This window comes from Microcoleus sp. B3-A4 (assembly GCF_036705385.1).
Lineage (GTDB): Bacteria > Cyanobacteriota > Cyanobacteriia > Cyanobacteriales > Microcoleaceae > Microcoleus.
The window spans coordinates 1-16699 of record NZ_JAUBUI010000109.1 but is presented as its reverse complement, the minus strand read 5'-3'; the positions used below and the strand labels follow the sequence as shown (position 1 = coordinate 16699).

Below are 16699 nucleotides of genomic sequence, written 5' to 3'. Positions count from 1 at the left end.
CAGCTATTGCTCGTTTTAGTTCTCTGGCATCGATATCGCTTTTAATGAAAGATTCTAATTGGGCTATTTCTTTTTCTATATCTTTTTGTGGCAGTTGTAAGTTATCCATTTTTTATTGTCACAATCAAGTATTGCATATAATTGTATCATAGTATTGATAATGATTTAGGATTGCTATACTACAGCATTTTTATAATATTATGACTTGCATAACAAGCTGTTTAAAACGCGCTCGCTCTTATTCAGAGTGGCATTCCCCGCCCCGCATCTATATTTCTTTTACCAATTTTCAAAGCTGAGACTTGTTCCGCATCCCCATAGAATCGGGCTACCACGGGGGGATTGCTCCTACCAAACACTATCTCATGACTACTGATTTATTACTAAGTAGGTGAAAATAAACATGGCGTGGGGGAGGCAGAGTTTCGCATTAATAATAAACTGGTCGCTAGTATAGATCATTGCCCTACCGCCCCTACGATATTTTATTTTTGGTGGAGTCTGCCTAATTTTTAACTAATGACTTTTGACGAAATCCGCTTCTTCTCAATATATTGCTGGTGGTAATCCTCTGCCATATAAAATTCACCAGCAGGTTTGATTTCGGTGGCAATATCTTTGTCGTATTTACCGGAAATTTGCAATTTTTGTTTGGAGAGGCGAGCGGCTTTTTCTTGTTCGGAATTATGATAAAAAATTACAGACCTGTACTGTTCGCCTCTGTCGGGGCCTTGGCGATTGATTTGGGTGGGATCGTGACAGTTCCAGAATACATCTAGCAGTGCTTCGTAACTCACCTGCGATCGATCGTACTCTACGAGCACTGATTCAGCGTGACCGGTGACTCTGGCGCAAACATCCAGGTAGCAGGGATTCGGCCAGTGACCTCCGGTGTAGCCCGCAGCAGTCGAGACAACACCCGCAACGGCGCGAAACTTGTGTTCAACTCCCCAAAAACAACCTGCTGCAAATGTGGCTTTTTCCATCGTGTTACTCATCGTATTGCGCTCAAACTCGGCACTAGATTATGCTTGACATATTCCCATTAGTGTGCATTCCCAAACTAATCGCGGCTGTACGTAGTTTAGCAAATATTGTCGTGCTTTTTCCAAGGGTTCTAAGGGCGATCGACTAATTCCTCCTGCCAAAAATTGCTGCCAGTAACAGTGTTGTAAATAATCGATCAACCACAACTGAGATTCAGTATCTAAAGTTTTATCAATTTCCTTGGCCAATTCCAAAGCAGACCGCAGGTTTTGAGGCAACTGCTTCACCTTTTGCAGCAAATCATCGGGTATTGATTGCAGTTGTTGCCAAATAGAAATTGCCTCCCCAGGACTTCCCTGAGCCATCCCCATTACCTCGGGATGATCTAAAATCTCCGCGAATCCCGCTTGCTGCAAAACTTGTGCCATTGCTTGGGGATTCAGCCGAGAAAACTGGATTTTTTGACAGCGGGAAATTAAAGTCGGCAGCAAAGCTTCCACAGTCGGAGCAATTAAAACGAGCGCTGCTTTTCCAGGTTCTTCCAATGTTTTCAACAAGCCGTTAGCTGCTCCCTCACCCATTGTTTCTGCTTGTTCCAAAACTACGACTGAACGCGCAGCTTCTAGGGGCGGTCGGCTGAGAAAATCACCGATTTCTCGAACTTGTTCTAAGCGAATTTGTGGCGGTGCTTTCCGCTTTAAACCGGCTTCCTCTGCTTCCGTTGGCGTAAGCCGTTTGCCTTGGCTCATGTAAGTTGGTTCTACCCAGAGTAAGTCTGGATGATTGCGCTGCCGCACGCGATTTTGCACGGAGGTTATCGAAATCCTTTCGGGAAGATTGGCTGAGAATAAAAGCTCGATGAAAGACTGAGCAGCTAAACTTTTGCCGATGCCGTTAGATCCGACAAATAAATAACCAGGAGCAATTCGGTTGCGCTCGACTGCTTGTGTTAGCAATTCTACTGCTTGCTCTTGTCCGATTAATGATGTGAAATAATTCATGTTGGCGGGAGAAGGAAGTTCGGCAACGGATTATGTAACCGATGTAACGGATGAAGGATGAAGGATTAAAATCTAGGGTTTTAGCAATTAAGTACATCCTAACCGTCGGCGCAGCTACTATAATACCAAAAGGTTATTGTGGTTTAAGGGACTGCTAAATAATTGTTTTGAGTTAAGAATGTTAAATTGTAAATTCTTGGAGCCGGACAGGGCATTGCCGTGTCTCTACACACGCTCTAGCGCTATTTTTCAGAAGAGGTATTATTTAAATATCCCCAAGCTTCTAACCTGCTAGTTACAATAGTTTGAATTTCCTGAGCGACTTCATATTCAGGGCGATCGGCATTTATCCGGACAATTCGAGATTTATTTTCCTCGGCTAACTCCGCAAAACCTTGCTGTACAAGGCGGTGAAACTTCAAATCTGCTTGCTCGATCCGATCGCACCCTCCCCGAGTCCTTACCCTCGCCAAACCCGCCTCCACATTAATATCCAGCCACAAAGTCAGGTCGCTTTCCAAGCCTCCGGTGGCAATGTCATTCAACTGCTTAATTAAATTTAAGTTAAGACCGCGGCCGTAGCCCTGATAAGCAATCGTAGAGTCAGTAAAGCGATCGCATAAAACAATCGTTCCCTTGGATAACTCGGGTTTGAGAAAAGTTTCGACGTGTTGAGCGCGATCGGCAGCGTACATGAGTAATTCTGCTCGATCGGATACAGATTCGCCCCCATCTTGTTTCAGCAGCAAATGTCGCAGTCCCCTTCCCAGCTCAGTACCCCCCGGTTCGCGAGTAGCCACCAAGCGGACTTTCAGAAAGCAACTTGCTTGCAGGAACTGTATCAAGCGCTGCATTTGCGTAGTTTTACCGGCACCTTCAACCCCCTCAAACACGATCAGTTTGCCTTTCATTGCCCTAACTTTCCACTTGAATAAAATAAATCCATATTGTTCTGTGCATCTGTTCTAGGTTCGGTATGATAATAAAGTCTAAATGCCTCACGGCTGGAGTTGTCTATGGCTCGCTATACTGGTTTTTTTATCGTTGCCGTTCCGATCGACCGTCTCCGTCAGTCCCTGATTGAAATTTTAGAGTCATGCAATCTTGATATTATCTACAATACAGGAGATTCGGTCATGGCTCGCGAGCTCCCAGGTCAAGTTTCGATTGCCAAACTTGTCACCGCAGAAGTCCTAATTGAGAAAAACACGGCCAGCGACTCAGAGGTTCGCATGAACTTCGTGATTAAAAACGAAGAACTGCCCCTGCAAACCAACAACCACTGCCGTCAAATGTTCGAGCTAGTGAGTCGTTCAATTATGAACAACAACAACTGGCGACTTTTGGAAAGTATGGCACTGTAGCCATCAGTCAGTCGATTTTACATTTTAGATTTTAGATTGACTCCACAGATGAATCTGGGGCCTCGAACTAATCTCGAAACTTCTTTGCTCTCCACTTTTAGTGTCAGGGGCTTATATCCGTCTTGAGATGAGGTCATTAGTCATTAGTTTCTAGCTAATGACCGGTGAGATCAAATCCGGTAGCATCTAAATTAATATTACTCACAGCTTGTGACACGGCAGTGCCGTTTCCCGACAATTAATCCAGGGTGGGAAACGGCCCTGCCGTGTCCTGTCTATGGTCACGCGGGCACCCGGACACGATATGACCTCCGACTTTGATCTACAAGCCCTCAATTTAAGCTCGAAATCCCCGGCGCAAAAACAAAGAATTTGTAACCACGCTAACAGAACTAAACGCCATAAATGCTCCGGCCGCCGCAGGACTGAGTAGAATTCCGGTTGCAGGCAGCAAGATACCCGCTGCCACCGGAATTCCCAGAGTATTGTAACCAAAAGCCCAAAATAAATTTTGGCGAATCTTGTTGAAAGTAGCGCGCCCCAGCTCGATCGACTCAACAACATCCATCAAAGCATTTCGCATCAGCACAATTTGAGCTGTCTCAACTGCGACATCAGTGCCGCAGTGCAAACCAATACCGACATCAGCTTGAGCCAAAGCCGGGGCGTCATTGATGCCATCCCCCACCACAGCGACTTTACAGCCTTGGGCTTGCAAAGCTGCGATCGTCCGAGCCTTCCCATCCGGCCGCACTTCGGCCAAAACATCAGCCGCCGTCAAATCTAGCTGCTGCGCCGTCGCCGCCGCCGCAGACGCCGTATCCCCCGTGAGCATCATCACCCGCAATCCCATGCCCCGCAAACGTTCCACCGTCGCCTTAGCATCCGGCCTCAGAGTATCTTTTAGCCCGATTACCCCCAGCAAAACGCCCCCAGAAGCCACGTAAACCGCCGTTTTGCCTTCCAAAGACCCCGACAATTCCGTCGCCACAGCGACCCCCTGCTCCTTCATCCACTCAGCATTCCCCGCGAACACCCGCCGGCCCTCCACCAAAGCAGAAACCCCGAAGCCCGGTTCCGTGCAGAAATCCTCAGCAGCTAGCAGCGGCAAACCTTGTTGTTGAGCTTCCAGCACAATCGCTGCGGCGATGGGATGAGACGCGCCCCTTTCCACCGCCGCCGCAATTTGCAGCAGTTTTGAGTCAACCCTGCCAGAAACTCCATCAATTGTGGAACAGGCATCTTGCCTGTTGCCAGAAACCCCATCAATTGTGGAACAAACATCTTGTTTGTTTCCAACATTAATATCTGAATTCAAATCCCACTCGGAATTCTGGAAAACCGGCAAATAATCTGTGAGTGTGAGATTTCCGGTTGTCAGAGTGCCAGTCTTGTCAAAAACCACCGTATCTAATTGATGCACCCGTTCTAAAACATCACCACCGCGAATTAAAAGCCCGCGCTCCGCCCCGATGCCAGAACCGACTAAAATTGCTGTTGGGGTAGCTAGTCCCAAAGCGCAAGGACAAGCAATAACTAAAACTGCGATCGCCAATTTCAAACTTAACAGCAAAGGCGATTGGTAATGGGTAATTGGTAATTGGTAATCGGTAATTGGTAATTGATTTCCGATGCCCAATACCCCATGCCCCATGCCCATTGCCCCATGCCCGATGCCCGATGCCCCATGCCCCATATCGTGTCCTAAAAGCACAGAAGGCCAAATATGAGTCCCGGCAAAATACCAAAATAAGAAAGTTAAAACCGATATCGCCATTACCCCATACACAAAATATCCCGCCACAGTATCAGCTAAATTTTGAATCGGCGCTTTGCGAGTTTGGGCTGCCTGCACCAAAGCCACCATTTGAGCTACAGTTGTTTCCTTACCCGTGCGAGTTGCCCGCATCACAACTGCCCCAGATTTATTGATAGTTCCCGCCGCAACTGTATCTCCTGGTTGCTTCAAAACCGGCATTGATTCGCCAGTCAGCATCGACTCATCTATCGTTGTTTTGCCTTCGCAGACTTCACCGTCTACTGGTATTTTTTCCCCGGGCAAAACTTGCAGCCATTCTCCGACTCGGACGCGATCGGCTGGAATTTCAATGTATTGTGGATCGTAGACATCTGATGTCGAGTTTAAAGGCAATTCTTCCGATCGCAAATCTAAACTCGCAAGTTTAAAATCAACTAAGCGGGCTTTCGCCGGTTGCAATGCGATTAAAGCTTGCAAAGCTGATGCAGCGCGCCGTCTGGCTTGCTGTTCGAGAGTTTTGCCCAACAAAATAAAGCCAAGCAGCATCACCGGTTCGTCAAAAAAGCACTCCCATCCCATCCGTGGAAACAGCAGTGCCGCGTTGCTAGCGGTGTAAGCTGTAACAGCACCTAAAGCTACCAAAGTATTCATGTTGGGTGCATTTCGCCACAAACTGCGGCACCCGTCAACGATAATCGGGCGGCCCGGTAGCAGCAAAGCGAGGGTGGCAAGTCCCCAGTGAAACCAAATATTGCTGAGAATTGGGGCTTTTGTGCCGAGAAAGTGACCTAAACCCGATAAAATAATTAGGATAAGGGCGATCGTCAATTGCTTGATTTGCTCTCGAATTTCTTGTCGCCGCCGTTCAATTGTTGTCGCTTCTGCTTCCCACTGATTTTCACCTGAACGAGACTGAGAGGGAAATCCATTATCAGTCAACTTTTTCGCTAAAGCTTCTGCATCGACAGTCCCCGGTTGACACTCAACCGTCGCCACTTCTACGGCTAAGTTAACGCAAGCTGAAATTACGCCTGAATATTGCATGAGTTGGCGTTCCACAGCTTTCGCGCAGCCGGCACATTTCATCCCGCCGACATCGAAAGTAACAAGTTCTGGCGGTGATTCTTTAACTGATATGATTTCTGGTTGATTTTCGGGGATTGTTTTTGGTAGAAATTGCATGGTTTTTTTGGTATTGATTAGAATATTTCGCCACTTCTGAAATGGTTGAATGCACTGTTTAGACAAATGTCTATATTTTGAGCATAGATAAATATTGTGGCATCTTCCAAAAGTGTTAGTTTTTTTTAATTCTTATTAGTTGCAGGCGGTTAAATCCGCAGCCTGGGAGGGGTTTCAACTACTGTAGGACTGGGAGTTTAATGCTAAGACACACTTGGGACACGGCATTGCCGTTTCCCTATTTGATATAATGAGCCAATTGCCTAGTTAGTATCCAGCTTTTTTGTGACGAATTTAGCTATGACAGAAACACCAAAATTTTATATAGTCAAACGTCCTGCGGGGAATTGCGAAATTTTGCCGCTCGCGCAACTTGAAGAACAAAACCCCAGTATTATTGAAAAGTGGGGTCCTTACGATTCGCCCGAAGATGCCATTGCCCGCCGCATCGGATTAATTCGCGCCGGCAAATGCCAGCCGCAATGACGAATTGCTATTACTTTCCTCCGCATCGCGAAAGCTAACGCGATCTCAAATCTGTTAGCAGCGGAATTATTCATATCTCTCTTCTCGACCTCTGCGTGAATCAGCATCAATTCCTTGTCATCTGCGGTTAATACATTCTCTTTTTTTTAGCGCAGATGAGGGCAGATTAACCCAGATTAACGCCGATGAATTATATAAATTTCGGTTGCACCGGACGTATTGCAAAAAATAGCGAAGCATTCGAGTTTAAAATCTTGGCTTTTAGCCGTAAATCTTCCCCCGAATGCTTTTTTTAACTGGAACCTTACACAGGTTTTCTATTTAGATTTAGAAGGTGCTGCACTCGGTTTTGCTTGCGCTGCATTTGGTTTAGGTGGCGCTGCATTCGGTTTCGACTCCGCCTTGTTGTTCCCTGTTTTACCAGTAACTTGCTTTGTCAAAACTTCCATAGCTTTCGCGTACTGCGGATCTGCCGTTGTAGCGATTTTATCGCGATCGCGCCTCAATTCCTGTTTTTGAGCCTCGGTGAGTTCTACCTTAAAATCCGGTTCAATCCCGGCCTTGTTAATATCAGTGCCCTTGGGAGTAAAATACTTGGCAATTGTCACCGCCAAACCGGCACCATTTCCCACGCCGCGTACTGACTGAACTAAACCTTTACCAAACGTCTTTGTTCCTACCAAAACCGCGCGTTTGTTGTCTTGCAAAGCACCGGATAGAATCTCGCTAGCACTTGCTGAACCGCCGTCTACCAGTACAACTAACGGTTTGTCTGTGAGCTCGGCCTTATTTGCAGTTTGTTTATCGGCCTCACCGACTCGATCGACCGTCGAGACGATCGTACCTTCTTTGAGCCACATCCGAGCAATTTCAATACTTCCGTACAGCAACCCGCCGGGATTGGAACGCAAGTCTAAAATATAACCCGTTACCTTTTTCTGTTCCAAATCCTTAATTGCCGATCGCATTTCCGATGCAGCATTCGCACTGAACTGATTTAAGCGAATATAGCCGACTTCTCCGATCGGAGTTTTCTGCACCGACTTACGCACAGGATGAATTTCAATTTTAGCGCGTTTCAGCTTAAATTCTAATTCCTTGCTTCCCCGCAAAATAGTCAGCGTCACTTCAGTATCCACCTGGCCGCGAATCAAACTTACCGCTTGATTCGTATCCATCCCTTCTGTGCTCTTGCCGTCAATCTTAGTAATGATATCTTTTGCCAGAATACCAGCAGTAAAAGCAGGGGTATCTTCGATCGGCGAAATCACCACCAACTTTTTGGTTTCCTCATCTTGAGTCAACTGAATCCCAACTCCGGTCAGTTCCCCAGAAGTGTCAACCTGCATATTTCTGAACTCTTGAGGGTCCATAAACCGCGTATAAGGATCGTCCAGCTTCTTCAGCATTTCCCGAATTGCTTTGTAAGCTTCGTCGTCGCTGGTATAAGTCCGATTCAAATATTCATTCCGCACCGCTTTCCAGTCAACCTGGTTAAAAGTGCCATCTACATAACTTTTGTCAATAATCTGCCAAACTTCATCAACCAACTCTTTAGGGCTTCCCCGAAAAGAAGCCAGAGATTTAGAACTGCAACCAGCGTTCGCAAGAGTTACAGCAGTGAGTACCACCGCTGCTGCACTTAGAACAAGCCCTCGTTTTGTTATAACCATTTGTCTGACGCGCGGGAGGAAAAGAGTTCAGAATAATTACGCTCAATCTAACACAGGCAAGGCCCGCTCGCGTTTGGCGTACATATATTATTCAACTTTGCCGAGTTCTCTTCGGGGCGGGCTAGGAGCAACGCCCCACAAGAAACTTGATGTTTTTTTGTGGAACAGGCCCGAAAGCCTGTTCCTGACGGGCTAGAAGCCAACCCCACAAGAAACTTGATGTTTTGTGGAACAGGCCGGAAAGCCTGTTCTTCGGGGGCTAAGGATCGACCCAGCGATCGTCCGATTTAATCAAGTCAATCAATTCTGCCACGCCTCGGTCTTCGGGGACTTTCTTAATTTCTTCCCGGCCCCGGTACAGCGAAATATAACCCGGTTGCTTCCCGACGTAGCCGTAATCAGCATCAGCCATTTCTCCCGGGCCATTGACAATACAGCCCATTACTGCAATATCCAAACCCGTGAGATGCTTCGTCGCCTCTCTCACTTGGTGTAACACTTCCTCTAAATTAAACAAAGTGCGACCGCAGGAAGGACAAGCGACATACTCAACCATCGTTTTCCGCAGTCCCAAGGCTTGCAGAATGCTGTAGCAGACGGGAATCTCCTTTTCTGGGGCCTCTGTCAGCGAGACGCGGATGGTGTCGCCAATGCCGTCAGTCAGCAGCGGTGCGAGGCCTGCGGTGGATTTGATGCGGCCGTATTCGCCATCTCCTGCTTCCGTGACGCCCAAATGCAGCGGGTAATCCATGCCGAGTTCGTCCATCCGGTGCACCATCAAGCGGTAAGCAGCAACCATCACGGGTGCACGGGAGGCTTTCAGGGAAAGTACGATATTTCGGAAGTCGAGGGATTCACAAATTTTGATGAATTCCAGGGCCGATTCTACCATCCCTTCGGGCGTGTCGCCGTAGGTAAAAAGCATCCGTTCGGCGAGGGAACCGTGATTAACGCCGATTCGCAAAGCTTTGCCTTGGTCGCGCAGGGAAATCACCAGAGGTTCCAGGGTTTCGCGGATTTTTTCGCCAATTTCGGCGAATTCGCTGTCGGTGTATTCGCTTCTGTCGGCTTTCGGCTTCTCGAACACGTAAAGTCCCGGATTGATTCTCACTTTGTCTACGTGTTTCGCCACTTCCAGGGCAATTTTCATGCCGTTGTGGTGGACATCGGCCACGAGGGGAACTGGTTGGTAGGTGGCGTGCAGTTTTTGCTTGATTTCCGCTAAAGCTTTGGCGTGGGCCATGCTGGGTACGGTGACGCGGACGATTTCGCAGCCTATCTCGTGCAAGCGCCGAATTCCGGCGACTGAACCGTCGATGTCGAGGGTGTCTTCGTTAATCATCGACTGTACGACGACGGGGTTGCCGCCGCCGATGGTGACACTACCGACTTGGACTGGACGGGTTTTGCGGCGTTTGATGGTGGTGTCGAAGATGGGTTCGGTGGTGGGGGTTTTAGTGGGGTTCGGCAGAGTTTGCATAACTGGTTGCTAGTGTTCTGTAATTAGAGTTTATAAAATTGTGTCTGCTGTTTTTTAGGTTTGCACAGAAGTGGACTGTTTGGGCAAAGAGGTTTTGGGATTTATGATTCTTAATGAGATTGCTGCGAATTTGTCGATCGAATTATGTCGGAAAAGGGCGATCGAACTAAAAGCCAACCATCACCGGGAAGGCGAACTGAAGTTGGGCCCGTGGAACTAAACCGAACTTAGAAAATACAGTTAAAATACAGGCTATGCCGAGATAAAAATTAATATTGGTTGGCGGTGAGGAGAATGGTTTGGACACCGGGGCAGGGGTTAAATGGCGATCGGTATATTATTGAAGGCAAGTTAGGTGAGGGCGGTTTTGGGGCCACGTACCTAGCGCAGAAGGCGCAAAACAGGCAGCGGGTTGTCATCAAAACGCTGAAAGACGACTTATTGAGCGATCCAAATTTTGGCTGGTATCGGGACAAATTCCGGGATGAGGCGCTACTGCTATCTTTGTGCAAACATCCCAATATTGTGCAAATAGACAACTATTTCATTGATGGTGATTTGCCTTGTATTGCGATGGAATATGTGGCAGGGAAAGATTTGTTGAATTTGGTAGAAAAGCGCGGTATCCTGTGGGAAACTGAAGCTTTAAACTACATCCGCCAAGTGGCAGAAGCGGTAATAGTAGTTCACGAAAAAGGTTTGCTACATCGGGATATCAAGCCACAAAACATTATGGTACGCGACAATTTTGATGCAGTTTTGATTGACTTTGGTTTGGCACGGGGTTTTATTCCCGATCGCACTCAGCAAATGACTTTGGGGCTAACACACGGTTTTGCACCTCCCGAACAGTACGGGGTGATTGGCAGATTTGCTGAGTATACAGATGTTTATGCTCTGGCAGCAACGCTATACTATTTGCTAACGAAGACACCACCAACTCCTGCATTTATGAGGGCTTTAAATTCTCCTTTGAAGCCGCCGTTTCAGATTAATCCTAATATTAGCGATGGGGTGCATCGGGCAATTCTTCAAGGGATGGAAATGGATGCAACAAAGCGCCCTCAGTCGGTTCAAAAATGGTTGGCTATGCTTCCCCAATCCCTCGGCAATCGGGGGCAAAGAGGGGGTGTTTCACCAACGATTCCTAGCCCGCAGCCACCGCCACAACCTGTAAAATTGATTTCAGCAAAAGGAGTTGATTATCGTCAACTCGATCGGCTGTTGGCTAGCGGAGAATGGAAAGAGGCGGATCGCGAAACGGCTCAAAAAATGCTGGAAGTAGCGGGGAGAACAAAGGATGGGTGGCTGAGGGTTGAAGATCTCGATCGATTCCCCTGTGAAGACTTACGAACTATTGACCAGCTTTGGGTAAAAAACAGTAATGGACTTTTCGGCTTTTCGGTGCAGAAACGCATTTATCAAAGTCTGGGGGGGACCCGGCAATATGATAGAGAAATATGGGAAGCGTATGGCGATCGGGTAGGTTGGCGTGTGAATAATAGTACATGGTTGTCCTATAATGATCTAAAATTCAACACCAAAGCACCTCAAGGACACCTCCCGGGCGGGAGATTTGGGTTAAGGAATGGTGTTGGTTGGTGGGGGGAGTGGGGGAAGGTGATCTCTTCTCTCGCGTCGAGACTTGTAGAGTGTAACATCTAAGGGTTACAGAGTTTCGTGAAGATTTATAACAGAGGCTTTAACCACGAAACCGCGCCACTTCTACGTTTCCGATACCTGGCACATTCAATTTACCAAATTACTAAAGAGTAGAAATTAGCTATTTTTTGATCGGCTGTAATAATAGCAGCTTGACTTCTTTTGGCAACTGCTACAACCACTCTATCTGCTGGATCTCGGTGTTCCCATTCTAATTTGACACTTTCTAGCCAAATGTCCTCATCAATTGGAACGATGCGAATAACATTAGACTTTTTTCAAGTAGCGATATAGTCATCAATACTTACTCCTAAATCTAACTTATGATTTTTGTAGCTTGATAGCTATTTCCCAGATTGCCGTTGATGGAACTAAACCATTTTTTTCTTGTTCCATCTGCTGACAAGCATCTTTTGCCGATTGAGAAAGTTTCTCTGGATCTAAACTCCACCAGATGAGAGCGCAGGTATCAAGGACAACTCTCATACTTCCTGCCATTCTTCAGTTGTTGGCGTAGTTAAATCTTCAAAATATTTTACTTTCCCCCGCATATCCTTAAATAATTCTTCAGTTGAAAGAGACTTGTCATACTGAGAAATTATCACAACTGGTTTAGCCCCATCCATCACTAAAATTTCTTCGCCTTCAAGCTCGACAACTCGCAAAAATTCTAGTAATTGAGCTGTTAATTGACTTTTGTCTATGGTTTTCATAGGACAATGATTGGTGTTGTGTTCAAACTCTATTATATCTTAATACGGTTCACTTAGCTAAGCCTGTTATTGCGCTACGGGAAAGCCATCGCAGGGACTTTGCTCAGTTCTCAATTAGCTGAGGTGCGCGATCGAATAATTACTTTTTTAACTGAACAATATTGTGTTACAATAAATAAACCTGAGTGTTAACATTGCAAATGTATGACAGCCAAAATACACATCAGCAAATTAGGTAATTCCTTGGCTTTGCCAATACCAGACTACATAGTAAAGTTTCTCAACCTTAAAGCCGAAGATTCAGTAATTGGCAGCATAGAAAATGGGAAACTGGTCATAGAGCCTGTAAATAATAAAATATCAAAGTATACCCTAGATGAATTATTGGCAGGCGAAATAGAATCTAGCGAAGAAGTCTCTTGGGGAAAACCAGAAGGAGAGGAAGTTTGGTAAACTATATCCCCGAAGGAGGTCATTTTATTCGCCTCAATTTTGACCCTCAAGCAGGACACGAACAAATGGGGACTAGGCCTGCACTGGTGGTGAGTCAAACTAAATTTAACCAAAAAATGGGGTTTGTGTTCGTCTGTCCCATTAGCAACACACAACGAAAAAATCCGTTTTATGTTCCCATTCCAGAAAGTGAACCGATAACAGGTGTAATTATGACGGATCAACTCCGTTATGCAAGATTATCGCGCAAGGCAGGCAAGTTTTCTTAGTGAATGTCGATCAGATATAATTGAGGAAGTTTTGAGGCGAATTTAACCTATTTTGTTTGAGAATATGACTGTTGATGAATAGTTAATCAAATTATAAACTAGATTTGTAGTTGGCATTAAGCATCAAGAGTATCTATAAATCTATCTCGCGGATGATGCGATCGCCCCTCCTCCCCAGCAAAACTAAAAAATGTACTGGTAAATCCCTTCACAGACCCAGGCTCAGCAGTTAAAGCATCGGAGGTTTTCCATTGGACGATCGCACAAACTCACCCGCCACCGCTGTTAACAACCGCCGACCTCTAATTATCGCAGGAATTCTCCTCGGTATCGGTCAATCCGGCTTTTTTGACGGAATTGTGCTGCACCAACTCCTCCAGTGGCACCATATGTTTAGCAGCATTAAAACCGATGCTACTGTTGCCGGTTTAGAATTAAATACCCTGGGAGATGGATTGTTTCACGCTGCGGATTGGTTGGTAACAGTAGCGGGAATCTTCTGTTTGTGGGGTGCTGTGAAGCGCAAAGATGTTCCTTTGTCAACTCAAACTTTTTTAGGTTCCATATTAATTGGTGCTGGATTGTTTGACTTTGTTGAAGGCATTGTTGACCATCAAATTTTGGGAATCCACCACGTCAAACCCGGTATCAACGAGTTAGCTTGGGATTTAGGATTTCTCGCTCTTGGAATTAGTTTAGCGCTGCTAGGTTGGATGCTGGTACAGAGGGAAGTTCCCGCAGATACTAAAGTTTAAATGAATGCAGAGATTGGGAATTATACCAAATCTGGGTTAAAAATCTCTGACTCTCTGTTTAACTCCTCAGCTCATCCCGCCGAGTCCAACCACGCAATCAAATCCTCTTGGCTCCTAAAATCCAACAAAGTCTCTCCTAAATCATCTAACTGTTCCGCAGATAATCCCTGGATGCGAGTTTGAACTTCCTGTGTAACCTCACCCACCCGCCGCACCAGTAGACGCATAATTAATCCTATTTCCCCCTCAATTTTACCCCTTTCAATCCCCTGTTGTAGACCAATTTCTATCCCTTTCATCACAGATCCGATTTGGTCTTGGATAAACATTTCTCGTTTATCTACATCATTCAATTCGTCTAGTGTCAAATTTGCTCGGTTGGCAATTCCCAGCGCGGTATTAATCTCTTCAATAGACCCCAATGTCTCTGGTACTGCTTCCAAAGAGGGCGCGTTTTTCATAAAGTAAATCCATTTTTCCGGCAGAGTTTCGAGTTCATTCAATTCTTTTTTGAATTTCGGCAACTCGACAAACACTAACTTTAACTCGCAGTTGGGATAGACAAATTTCTCTTCAGTTTCTGTAAATTCAAAGTTAGAGATTAATTTTTCGGTCTTTTCAAATAAGATAAAGTCGGTAATGGTTAAAGCAATGACTGGATTTAACTTTAAATAACCTTCTCCGGCTTTGAGTTGAGTAGAATAGGTTTTGGCTGCATTGTACACTACTCGTTTTTCAAAAGCCGCGACGTTGAGTACCTGCATTTCCACTATCACGGTTTTGTTCCCGGTAATCTTGGCTTTGACATCCAGGTAAGTGTCTTTCAATCCTGTAACGCTTCCTGCTGAATAAGGGTCAATTATTTCTATTTCTTGGATTGTTGGTTCTCCGTTATACAGCATTGCATTTAGGAAGCTGATGAGAATTTCTGGATGTTCGGAAGAAGCGAATATTTTTTTGAATGCAAAGTCTGTTTTGGGACTGATGAAACGCATATTAGAGAAGGAAGAGGGAAGAGGGAAGAAGGAAGAAGGAAAATGCAATATGTTAGAGATTTTTAGGTGGGTAGTTGCGCTTTACCACCCTTAGCGCAACTACGAAGTTTTTCAATTATCAGCCTGTGGCTTGAGTAGTAGCTGCAGCGGACATCACTAGCTTTCCAGTTATATCCATCGTCGCAAGCTTCAGCACTTCATTAAAAGCTAAACCCCGAATTTTTAGTTCCCACCGAATGCCTTTTGTTTTCATTCGCTTGGCTTTCCGCATATCGACATCACCAGCTTTTTGATTCAAGAGCAAATATTTCATTGCTGCTGTAGCTTCCACTTTTGTGGGAAATGCAATATAGGTGATAAATCCGCCGTCCCAGTGATTGGCGTTGCGGACACTGCTGATAGTCGCAACTCTCGGACTAAAGCGGTTCCAGTAAAAGTCGCTGTAGCCTATCGACTGTGTATTAACTTGGAGTTTGTTTGCCATTTGACTTAACTCCTATAACCTTGTGCGCGGGGTTAACAGCAGGGCTTTAATTCTGCTATTTATATTATAGCATTGGGAAGTGGGAATTGGGAGCGAATGCTGGCAGTTGTTTTACTTCCCAGACTGCTTCTGTGAAGTCGGGAAAGTAAAATATCCCCAATACCTTTAGTTCTTTTTTGTCTCGAATACAACTGCATCAAAAAGCTCTACAAGCTTTAAGTCAGAATAAACCGATAAATACAAATACTTTTCCAGTTTCTGTCGATTTCTAGGTAAAAATAAACCTAAGCCTGATAAGTTTTTATACTTAGACCTAATTCTTGAGTCCAGTAATTCACCATGCTGTTGCACTCTCTGAATGAGGAAATTATTTAAAAATAACAGTAAGTCGTTACAAGCTGACGGACTCGCACCTGATAATTGAGTAAGTTTTTGTAAAAACTTTGCGAAATCAACAAAGGTTTCTCCAAAGTTACGATAAACTCCTACAGTATTGTTACTGATAAAATTGACTTCCGACCCTAAAATTGAGGATATAAAAACTTTCACAGGCGCAATATCTGCTTGCAAAATAGAATCAATCACAACATTAACTTTTTCCGGTAAATAACGAAAATAATGATTGTTAGTTAATGTCAAACTATGGTACATATTAGGCGGCTCATAATCCATAATTTTTTTAGCTAGCTGAGAACCATCAATGTCGGGATAATCGCTCAAATCACTTAATAATTGCTCATAATAGTAATTTGGCACTCCAAGTTGGAGTTGAGATGAAAGCGTATACTTAGCATTATTTTGGAACCTATGGTGTACTTCAATATTTCCTTGGTTACAATTTTGAAAAAATAATAATTCGAGATTTCCATTTACAGATTGGTTAAAATTAAATATAAGTTGATTTATTTTTTGAAGATTCATCCATCTAATTTCTAAAATTGAAGGGGAGGTAGGATGTTCGTCGGGGCTTATTTCCATAAGCGTTCCACTATGACCTAAAAACACAATAGCCCAGCGTTTGGCTTGAAATTTAGATTGTGCCCAAGTCAGATACTCACTCAAGACTTCTGGGCTACTACTATCTGCTGTTTCTAAGTATTGCGTATCAACTTTACCTGGGCTAATGATGCTTCTAAAAACTTGTGCTGAGCCACTAAAGTCTGATTGTACTACGACCAAAACCTTGTCATTTTTTACACCTTTACTTAGCATTTGAATAATTGGTTGCCCGAATCTTGAGAGATTATTGTCATAGGGCATCCAGTATAGTAATATCCAGTCATAATGATTTTTGACCGTACTTCCAAGCATATATTCGTCTCCCGAGTAATATATTGTTTCTATTAAAGAACTAATACTTAGGGCTTGCTGAATAATCGATCGCTTTCCCAATAACAGAAGCGATCGATATATTCAACCAGAGTTAACTATGAGTT

The 16699-nt window shown here is 44.9% G+C and carries 18 protein-coding genes; 6 read left to right on the top strand and 12 right to left on the bottom strand.

Features of this window, described 5'->3' with window-relative positions:
- Nucleotides 1-512: 512 nt before the first annotated feature.
- From msrA to tmk, 3 genes are all read right to left on the bottom strand, one after another.
- Nucleotides 513-998, bottom strand: a complete 486-nt coding sequence (gene msrA / locus QUB33_RS26495; protein ID WP_445299561.1) for a peptide-methionine (S)-S-oxide reductase MsrA — start codon at nt 996-998, stop codon at nt 513-515.
- Between the two features lie 27 nt (nt 999-1025).
- Nucleotides 1026-1988, bottom strand: coding sequence for a DNA polymerase III subunit delta' (locus QUB33_RS26490; protein ID WP_333356609.1), 963 nt, complete (start codon nt 1986-1988; stop codon nt 1026-1028).
- Nucleotides 1989-2230: 242 nt separating this feature from the next.
- Nucleotides 2231-2899 (bottom strand): dTMP kinase, encoded by a 669-nt coding sequence (gene tmk, locus QUB33_RS26485; protein ID WP_333356605.1) that lies wholly within the window; start codon nt 2897-2899, stop codon nt 2231-2233.
- A gap of 105 nt (nt 2900-3004) precedes the next feature.
- On the opposite strand from tmk, the gene QUB33_RS26480 reads away from it, so the two are divergent.
- Entirely contained in the window at nt 3005-3352 is a 348-nt protein-coding gene (locus QUB33_RS26480; protein ID WP_190659999.1) for a hypothetical protein, read from the top strand.
- Between the two features lie 337 nt (nt 3353-3689).
- Here the strand turns inward: QUB33_RS26480 and QUB33_RS26475 are convergent, their stop codons facing one another.
- A complete protein-coding gene (locus QUB33_RS26475) occupies nt 3690-6293 on the bottom strand; it encodes a heavy metal translocating P-type ATPase (RefSeq protein WP_333356602.1) in 2604 nt (867 codons plus the stop codon).
- A gap of 300 nt (nt 6294-6593) precedes the next feature.
- Here QUB33_RS26475 and QUB33_RS26470 point away from each other — a divergent pair, with 300 nt between their 5' ends.
- Nucleotides 6594-6779 (top strand): DDE transposase family protein, encoded by a 186-nt coding sequence (locus tag QUB33_RS26470; protein ID WP_333258151.1) that lies wholly within the window; start codon nt 6594-6596, stop codon nt 6777-6779.
- A gap of 317 nt (nt 6780-7096) precedes the next feature.
- On the opposite strand, the gene ctpC is transcribed toward QUB33_RS26470, so the two are convergent.
- Both ctpC and ispG read right to left on the bottom strand, forming a co-directional pair.
- A complete protein-coding gene (ctpC, locus tag QUB33_RS26465; RefSeq protein WP_333356597.1) occupies nt 7097-8452 on the bottom strand; it encodes a carboxyl-terminal processing protease CtpC in 1356 nt (451 codons plus the stop codon).
- A gap of 259 nt (nt 8453-8711) precedes the next feature.
- Nucleotides 8712-9932: a (E)-4-hydroxy-3-methylbut-2-enyl-diphosphate synthase gene (gene ispG, locus QUB33_RS26460; RefSeq protein WP_333356594.1), complete on the bottom strand. Its 1221-nt coding sequence runs from the start codon at nt 9930-9932 to the stop codon at nt 8712-8714.
- A gap of 294 nt (nt 9933-10226) precedes the next feature.
- On the opposite strand from ispG, the gene QUB33_RS26455 reads away from it, so the two are divergent.
- Nucleotides 10227-11597 (top strand): serine/threonine-protein kinase, encoded by a 1371-nt coding sequence (locus tag QUB33_RS26455; protein ID WP_333356591.1) that lies wholly within the window; start codon nt 10227-10229, stop codon nt 11595-11597.
- A gap of 89 nt (nt 11598-11686) precedes the next feature.
- Here the strand turns inward: QUB33_RS26455 and QUB33_RS26450 are convergent, their stop codons facing one another.
- The 3 genes from QUB33_RS26450 to QUB33_RS26440 all read right to left on the bottom strand — a co-directional run bounded on the left by QUB33_RS26450 (nt 11687) and on the right by QUB33_RS26440 (nt 12307).
- Nucleotides 11687-11851 (bottom strand): PIN domain-containing protein, encoded by a 165-nt coding sequence (locus QUB33_RS26450; RefSeq protein WP_445299562.1) that lies wholly within the window; start codon nt 11849-11851, stop codon nt 11687-11689.
- A 64-nt stretch (nt 11852-11915) separates the two neighbouring features.
- A complete protein-coding gene (locus QUB33_RS26445; protein WP_333356588.1) occupies nt 11916-12080 on the bottom strand; it encodes a hypothetical protein in 165 nt (54 codons plus the stop codon).
- On the bottom strand, nt 12077-12307 hold the full coding sequence (locus QUB33_RS26440) for a prevent-host-death protein (RefSeq protein WP_333356585.1): 231 nt from the start codon (nt 12305-12307) through the stop codon (nt 12077-12079). The genes QUB33_RS26445 and QUB33_RS26440 overlap by 4 nt, the downstream gene beginning before the upstream one ends.
- Nucleotides 12308-12511: 204 nt before the next feature.
- Between QUB33_RS26440 and QUB33_RS26435 the strand changes: the two genes are divergently transcribed.
- The 3 genes from QUB33_RS26435 (at nt 12512) to QUB33_RS26425 (ending at nt 13784) form a co-directional block, all read left to right on the top strand.
- Nucleotides 12512-12760, top strand: coding sequence for a hypothetical protein (locus QUB33_RS26435; protein WP_333109512.1), 249 nt, complete (start codon nt 12512-12514; stop codon nt 12758-12760).
- Entirely contained in the window at nt 12754-13029 is a 276-nt protein-coding gene (locus QUB33_RS26430; protein ID WP_333356582.1) for a type II toxin-antitoxin system PemK/MazF family toxin, read from the top strand. Before QUB33_RS26435 ends, QUB33_RS26430 begins: the two co-directional genes overlap by 7 nt.
- Before the next feature lie 251 nt (nt 13030-13280).
- A complete protein-coding gene (locus tag QUB33_RS26425; protein WP_333356579.1) occupies nt 13281-13784 on the top strand; it encodes a DUF2243 domain-containing protein in 504 nt (167 codons plus the stop codon).
- Between the two features lie 71 nt (nt 13785-13855).
- Here QUB33_RS26425 and QUB33_RS26420 read toward each other — a convergent pair whose 3' ends face one another.
- The 3 genes from QUB33_RS26420 to QUB33_RS26410 form a co-directional block, all read right to left on the bottom strand.
- Entirely contained in the window at nt 13856-14779 is a 924-nt protein-coding gene (locus tag QUB33_RS26420) for an Rpn family recombination-promoting nuclease/putative transposase (RefSeq protein ID WP_333356576.1), read from the bottom strand.
- A gap of 118 nt (nt 14780-14897) precedes the next feature.
- Nucleotides 14898-15263, bottom strand: a complete 366-nt coding sequence (locus QUB33_RS26415) for a hypothetical protein (RefSeq protein WP_333356573.1) — start codon at nt 15261-15263, stop codon at nt 14898-14900.
- A 165-nt stretch (nt 15264-15428) separates the two neighbouring features.
- Nucleotides 15429-16574 (bottom strand): clostripain-related cysteine peptidase, encoded by a 1146-nt coding sequence (locus QUB33_RS26410; protein ID WP_333356570.1) that lies wholly within the window; start codon nt 16572-16574, stop codon nt 15429-15431.
- Between the last annotated feature and the right edge of the window lie 125 nt (nt 16575-16699).